This window comes from Caballeronia sordidicola, assembly GCF_000729995.1.
In the GTDB taxonomy this organism is placed as follows: Bacteria; Pseudomonadota; Gammaproteobacteria; order Burkholderiales; family Burkholderiaceae; genus Caballeronia; species Caballeronia sordidicola_A.
In genome coordinates, this window is the sequence record NZ_JNFG01000066.1 from 1 (window position 1) to 7482 (window position 7482).

Consider the following 7482-nt stretch of genomic DNA (forward strand, 5'->3'; position numbering starts at 1 on the left):
CTTCGGGAAGAAGAAAGCTTTGCGTACGATTGTCGCCTTGAACAAACCGTTTCATCTCGCTCACCCCCGTTACCGGATGAGAGATTTTAGCTCTTCAAAAAAGCGTTTTGACACACTCTGGGCCATGAAGAGTCATTCGTCGCGGCCGACATTTGGACATTCGTACGGCTGCTCCGCTCCGTCAACGGCCATTCGACATCGACAATGTGCGCCGCGTCTTCGGCCGAGGCCGACATTCAGGTGTTTGCGTTTATGAGGCGGCTACGGGTCGTGTTCCAACATTCGTGGAAGCAAAGGATACAAACTTGCCGGAATTCGATCCGATAAAGTCTTAAGGTGCGCGTCGCCAGAACGCACGCGGAACTCCCGCACCAACTCCGCGACCTCGAACGACACACCGCATCGAGCGACGCGTCTAGGCGTCAAATCCTGATTCGGGTTGCCGCGTATGTCCCGCCAGAATACCCACAATTTCGTCACTCGGCCTCATCACGTCGAGTGTAAGCCGGACCAATGCGTCCTCCTCTATCCCGAGCGTCTCCCCGACGATCACAAACCTTGCTGCTATGTTAGTCGGCAAGCTTCCAACTCGGCAATGTTCCCATCCGGCGTCGAAAACGTTTAACAACCCCTCGCCTGGCGTCGAGTCCGCCGCAAACATGCTCAAAACGTCAAAACCAGCTCGGATTTCCTGGACGTCTAGTACCGCCCATCTCTTATACGACATAACCCAACCCTTCGTCCCATTCCGCCGACTTATCCACGCATGCTGTCAGGATCGAAGCAGCGACTCCTCTATAGCGAAATGTATTAATTGCTTATATCCGACGGGATAAGCGGCAATCACTTAAAACACGATTGCTGATTTCCCTTTCACAACGTTCGTTGAACGTCTATCCTGATTAACAATTGCCGATCTGCCGAATTCTTATAGAATAGTGAGGGAGTGGGTGCGAGCGCCGATCGCCAATAAGAAACGCTAAAAAATACTCTAATCGCGGTTGCCTTGCTGGCAATTATCATACGTATATTGCCGGGACGCTGATTCGCACTCTCCGACCTGGTTGCGGCATCGGCCGGGTGGTTGAAAAAGAGTAATTTTAAATAGACGTCTAATTTTCTTTATAAAAGTGAAAATATTTCAAAAATAAGGAGAATATGATGCTCAAGGTTTGGATATTTATTTTTTGTGATTTGCTGTCAATCAATGCGTTAGCGCAAGATCGCATCCCTCTGACGAACGATCTATCCAGAGATCAACTGGCTCTCTATGCTCAAAATTTGCACGGGGGTATACGGGCATTTCCTACCGTGTTTCGATTTCCCGACGACACGCGCGCCGGCGATGTATTTGGGATCGACGTGTCCCATTACCAGGGGGGCATCGACTGGCAACGCGTGGTGGGGCAAAACGTGCAATTTGCTTTCGTCAAGGCGACGCAAGGTGACAGGAGTTACGATCCCAAGTTCGATTCAAATTGGAGTGCTTTAGATAAAGTGAAGACATTGATACGCCGCGGCGCTTATCACTTTCTAACTGCGAACGATTCCGCTGAGCTGCAAGCCGATAATTTTATCAAAACGATTGGGGTTCTGGCTCCGGCCGACCTGCCACCTTGCGTCGATGTGGAATGGGATTTTCTCATTAAAAATGGAAAGCCGGTATTGGATGCCAAGGGCGGAAAAATTGACCAATGGGTAAATCTGTCCCGTACGGAAATCGTAAATAAACTTAACGTATGGTTGACCAAGGTCGAAGCGGAAACTCACAGACGGCCTATTATCTATACCAATTCCATCTGGTGGAATTCACGGATTGGCGTCAGTCCTGAATTTAGCGGATATAAAATATGGGTTGCCGATTATACAAATAAGAGTCTGGGGAGGGAGGCACCCAATTCGCCAAAGAACCTTGAGTGGTCTTTGTGGCAGATGACCGATCGCGGGAGCATCAAAGCAGCCGGTTTGACAAAAGGAATTGACGCCACGATCGTGAGGCAGGCAGACCTTAGCCTGTTTAATAATGCGGGCCAATAACTCCGGCGGAACATACTACGCCAGGCGTAGATTTCGTCGCCACGTAGGAAGGGTTCCTTCGTCGTCCAAAAAAAGGTATTCCAATCCAGCGCTGACCGCTCGCTAAGCACCAGTAGCGCAATCAATGTACAAGAAGAACCAAGGGGGAGCATATGTCCCGCATCTGCCGTCTTGGCGTGTATGGGTTACTCGCCATCACTATGACTGGCTGCAGCAGTGTCCAGCCGCTTCCGTATACCGATCCTTCAAAACTGCCCGATGTGCTCAAGGCGGTGACGGCGCGGCAATCTGACTACCTCAATGCGGCATCTAAATTTCAATACAGCACCGCGGCTTATGACGTGCCTATTGTGCTGCTGGCGATTGGCAGTGTCGCGGCCGCGGTATTTTCTCATGGCGCTGCGAGGGGGAATTTGCTTGCGGGGATTGGAATCGGGGCGGGCGGATTAACTCTGGTTTCCAACACGGTCAATGCGCAGGCAAAGATCGACGCATACCGGCTTGGATCCGTGCAAACGAGTTGTTTATATCTGGCGGCGCTCGCATTTGATCCAGGTGATGCCGGAGTAAATAATACATTTTCCAGCATAAAATCCGCCAGTGATAATTTGAATTCGCAGATCGCCGAGATCTCCGCGGCGATTCAGAAACTCAATACAGGCACGCTTACGGATACAGATAAAAAAATAATAAGCAATGCGGAAACGGCTGTTTCTCTCGGGCAGACGGCGTTGGCGAGTTCCAAAGCCGAGATAACCGCATATAACCAAAGTGGCGCATCTATATGGAATACATTGAATCAGATCGATGCGCGAGTGTATGCCGCAACCAAAGGTGCGCTTGTGAACTGGAGTTCTGCCGTCGCGCTGGTCACTCAATATAGTGCGGGACAGGGCGCCGGTGCCCAAGTCGCTCCCGCCCCGGCCCCTGTGCCGGTACCCGCGCCGGTTGGAGGCGGTGCAGCTCGCGGTTTCACGGTGTCAACCGTCGACTTCGACGATCTGCAAACCATGACAACGGATCTCAATACCCTCAGTGCGTCGGTCCAGGCGCAAAAACCATTTTCTTTGGCGACAACGAAGGCTGTTGCGTGCGCTTCAATTGGATCGTAGTTCGGCCTGAAATCAATTCAGCCTCGGATTGTGGCGAGAATTTTCTGGCGTTGATGCCCATTTTAACGAGAGAAAAACATGAATATGCTGCTTACTCCAAAGCATGTAGCCCTTGGCGACGCAGGGTGCGAGGGCACATATTCCAAAATCAGTGGATCAATGATAAAATCATCAATTAATTATAAGAATTTTTTTCTGATAATTATATTTTGCCTTTCAATATTATCGAGCGTCTCGGTATTCGGCCAGTCTCTTAAAATGGTTGCCCTGGTGATCGGAAACGACAACTACCAGTCTGTGCCGGCCTTGGCCAATCCTGGCAACGATGCTGATCTCGTTGGAGCCACGTTACAGCGCGTCGGCTTTCAACTCATTGGTGGCGGTGCTGTGCATGACCTCACCCTCCAGGATTTTCAACGCGATGTGAACGATTTCGCCACCCAGGCTGCGTCTGCCGATGTAGCCGCTATTTACTACGCCGGGCACGGCCTTCAACTCAACGGTGAGAACTACCTCGTTCCAGTAGATGCAAATCCGGGTAGCGCCGCCGATGTGCCGAAACAGATGATCAGTGCAACAAATTTGCTGAATATTCTGAACAAATCAAATGTAAGGCTAAAATTTCTGATTCTGGACGCGTGTAGAAATAATCCGTTCGCGTCGCGCGGACTGTCATTCGGTGGCAGCGGACTGGGGAATATGTCGAGAGGGTTGGCCCAATTGTCGGGGCCTGAAGGGACGATGATCTGGTATGCCACGCAACCCGGCAACGTAGCGCAGGATGGTAGCGGAAACAACGGCCCATTCGCTCTCGCGATTAGCCATAATCTCGGGGTCAAAGGACGTGACGTGTATGCGGTATTTAATGCTACAGGTATTGACGTGAAGAATGCGACTCACGATTTGCAAGAGCCATGGCTTGCGGCGTCTGCCCTTAGTGGTGATTTTTATTTTGTAAGCAACGTGACCGGTCGCAGTCTGTTTGTTGATCCCGTTGCCAGCCAACCCTCTGTCGACCGTCTGGCGAAAATATTCTCAGGAGGCGTTTCGATAGGCGATCGGAAATTCTCCTTTGGTGAAAATTATATTGCCGTAAATAATTCTCTCGACGCACCGTTTGCAATCCCAAAATATACTGGATTACCGAGGGCTGGAGAGTATGGAAACGATGACGTCCGGTATTTTTGGGTACCGGTAAGCAGCCTACCTTCTCTCGTCTCCACACTCCTGCCTGATGGCGTCGGCAATCACTGCATCGCGCCTGACAGCTACTTTGTCTTCTTTTTCAAGGATGAGAAGTTGTTTCATATATCAATGCGATTCGGCAAGAGCGGCGCCTGTACGTCATACGATTGGGTGTGGAGTTCGCTTTTTCCAGACGAAAAGCGAACCGAAATAGTCAAATTAGGAGGTTTGTCCACTTCTATCGTCGCGCACGAGCTGCCGGATTACTCAGTGCTGGATGTGACTCGGCTTGGCGTCGCTAATAATCAGGCATCCATCTTCCATGAATAAATTGTCCGGTATCCGGAGAAAGAGACCGTTACGCCTGAAGGCAAGAGGACTTATGAAGAAAATCGCTTCGAATTGTGTTGGAGTGTTCCTTTTTCTAACGCACTGCTGTTCTTACGCTCAAAGCCAACCTCCGGATCAATGGCGTCCATACGCGAACGATGTCATCGCCTGGTTCGAGACATCGGGCCAGGGATGGGGGAGCGTTGTTGGCGACTTCGACTGCCAAGGAATGTCCGCCGGTGTATTGCAGTGGAATATTGGAAAGGGGTCGCTGTGGGAAACGATACTAAAAGACATTCCCGTCGATCAGTTCCGAAGCGCCATGCCGACATATGGCGACAAGTTCCATGCAGCGTTTACCGCTTCTTATGGAAAACCGTTGGACTACGTGCGGGCGTTTCAGACGTTTAAGAACGAGCAGGCGTGCGACAGCGGCCATCGAGGTGCACAGTGGACAACCGATGGCAAAAAGTTTTCCAAGGAAGTCGCCAACCTAATGCAGACTGCAGTCGTTAGAGGTAAGCAGGAGGCGGCCATGAAAGCGAACGTCGACGCAGGGTGGCAATACGCTCAATGGTGGGCTGCTTCTGCAAGAGGTGCGGGGGCGGCGCCAACTTTCCGGGAACTCCTGTTCTTCACGGATACATTGAATTTCAATGGAAAGTGGACTGAAGAGGCAAACTACCAAAAAGTATTGGTGTTTCGCGGCCAGCGCAGTAACGCCGAAGTGATGACTGAGATACTTGATTATCTCAAAAGCGATATTCCCGAGCAGGTGCAGAGCATGGAAGCAGGAGAGAACGCTGACTTGTGGCGGGATCGCAAAGTCGCCGACGATGATTTAAATCTGCTGTGTTTCGCGTATCTCGTGGCGACTAACCTGAGTCCAACGCACAGAGGCGCTAGCCAGTTCAGGTTGAATACACTATCGCGACGAGGAACCATCATTTTCGACGACGGTTACGTGAACGGAACCCGGAAGACCTTTGCTTATCCTCCCGGCGCGGTTTCAGCGGCGGCAAAATAGTGGTGAGAGCGAGTTAGCTGCATTATGCTAGCGCCTCTTAGTAGCCAATTGGAAGCGAACGTCTCAACGCTGGATGTAACGAATTGCGTTCGCGAGAAGGTTCACAAAGATCTTGTCACAACCCGCTTGTCGTCTGCCCGCACGCGGACATTAGTAGCATCGCGGGGTACGAAATAACGGCTTGTTAGGCTCGTTTTTCTTTCCGCAAAGGGGATACGACTGTGAAAAAGATCGTGAGAAACCTCAAGAAGTTTGCGAGTCTCGTCGGAATATTTGCATTTGAAGCATGCGGGCCATCCGTCATTGCCGCTTCTGCACCATGTCCCGCATCAACGGACATCGGTGGGCTTCCGGGAATGAAGTTCGAAGACGGGAGCGTTGGAGTTGTTGGTCCACTGGCAGTGAATCCTGACGGGACGAAGGCGTCGTACACGGTAGGCGACCATGGATATACATACATCTCGAACGGAATGGATCAATGGAATCCCAAAGTTAGCTGCCTGTCAGAAAACTCAAATTGTGGTGAGAAATTTCGCGAAGCTGAAAAGGGGGCGTTCGGACCTGGTACGCCTGAGTTTTGCGTCTACGCAATTGAGGTTGAGCCCTTCTCGCCCAACGCGAAGTTAGTCGCGTGCGGAAAGGGCAAGAACGTGATCGGGAACGGCAAAGGGCGACCTCGTGTAGGCAAAGAACTGCTTGATACTGTCGGCGGCGGAACTACGAACTACTACGTTTCCATGACCCATCTGAACCAACTCGTGGACGGCGCCACGCAGTATATTGACTCCGCGGCGGTACCGAGCATCGTCGTACCAACAGTGAAGTCGGAACTTCTCGGCCAGGTCGTTTACGCAACCTATCGAGGCAAATCGACTTTTGCGATTGTTGCCGACACGGGACCGAGCTTTGGTGAAGGCTCGATAGCGTTACATCAGTATCTGCACTACGGTGAGCTTCGAGCTGCGCCGAAAATAGGTCCCATTGGCTTGAAGGACCGCTGTGGCCCCGACGAATCTGGATTGGAGGTTCCGTTTAACTCTGCCCCCGACATGCACGGCGACTTGTGCTCAGAGAAAGGAAAACGGAAAGGGGCTGCAGATATCCGAGCATACACAGGTATTAGAGGTGGCGTGACTATGATCGTGCTAGGAAAAGCTAAACTTCCGATGAAAGGCATCGTCGCGCAGGTTCCGGTCACCGTTGAAGCGCTTGAAAAGGCAGCGTCCAAAGCCGGTTACACTGAGGCTTCTCTGCAATCGATGGCCTCATGTCTTGCGAGGCGATGAAGGCGGTCGGTCGAGAAGCCCGGCGCTGACCGACGATGGTGTCGAGCATCTGCACTCAATGTGGGACGTGTTTGACGTACACGGTGCCGGGCAAGTCGACCTGTTGAAATGGGCCCAGAGTGGTGCGTGCACGGCGTTGAAGGCGGAGAAGTCGAGTCTGCCAGCGATAAGAAACACTACGGTTCGTATGGTTTCGAAGCGCGTGTAGTCGCGTGCGTTGGGCTTGGCATATTGACGCCGATCCCAACTTGATCCACATACCGGACTTGGAGTGATCCGCCGCGCTTGCCGTCCGCATTCTAGTTGAAAAACGGAGTGCCGCTAGTGATCGTTGGAGACTTGAGAGTTGCCGTTCGCACTACATCCGGCCTCGGGCAGAAGTGGGTCGATATGCGCCCGACGCGTCGGGCAGCACGCGGCCGAGGGTGTGTGAAAACGCATTGATCGCCTAAACTGAATCAACGCATTGAGACCGGGTGACTCATGAAGCGATTCGTTGAAGGCG

At 51.9% G+C, this 7482-nt stretch carries 5 protein-coding genes; all 5 read left to right on the top strand.

Translation table 11 applies throughout. From position 1 onward, the window contains the following. The first annotated feature begins 1158 nt into the window (after window positions 1–1158). Entirely contained in the window at window positions 1159–2037 is an 879-nt protein-coding gene (locus FH08_RS0133255) for a glycoside hydrolase family 25 protein (protein ID WP_081889656.1), read from the top strand. Window positions 2038–2189: 152 nt separating this feature from the next. After that, on the top strand, window positions 2190–3149 hold the full coding sequence (locus FH08_RS0133260) for a hypothetical protein (protein WP_152602976.1): 960 nt from the start codon (window positions 2190–2192) through the stop codon (window positions 3147–3149). Window positions 3150–3227: 78 nt separating this feature from the next. Beyond that, window positions 3228–4664: a caspase family protein gene (locus FH08_RS49715; RefSeq protein WP_051888731.1), complete on the top strand. Its 1437-nt coding sequence runs from the start codon at window positions 3228–3230 to the stop codon at window positions 4662–4664. Window positions 4665–4716: 52 nt separating this feature from the next. Further along, on the top strand, window positions 4717–5691 hold the full coding sequence (locus tag FH08_RS0133270; protein WP_031362510.1) for a hypothetical protein: 975 nt from the start codon (window positions 4717–4719) through the stop codon (window positions 5689–5691). A gap of 221 nt (window positions 5692–5912) precedes the next feature. Further along, window positions 5913–6977 (top strand): hypothetical protein, encoded by a 1065-nt coding sequence (locus FH08_RS0133275; protein ID WP_152602977.1) that lies wholly within the window; start codon window positions 5913–5915, stop codon window positions 6975–6977. The last annotated feature ends 505 nt before the right edge of the window (window positions 6978–7482 follow it).

Coding starts and splice junctions, on each gene's coding strand:
- FH08_RS0133255 (WP_081889656.1), top strand. CDS start 1,159: ATGATGCTCAAGGTTTGGATATTTATTTTTTGTGATTTGCTGTCAATC.
- FH08_RS0133260 (WP_152602976.1), top strand. CDS start 2,190: ATGTCCCGCATCTGCCGTCTTGGCGTGTATGGGTTACTCGCCATCACT.
- FH08_RS49715 (WP_051888731.1), top strand. CDS start 3,228: ATGAATATGCTGCTTACTCCAAAGCATGTAGCCCTTGGCGACGCAGGG.
- FH08_RS0133270 (WP_031362510.1), top strand. CDS start 4,717: ATGAAGAAAATCGCTTCGAATTGTGTTGGAGTGTTCCTTTTTCTAACG.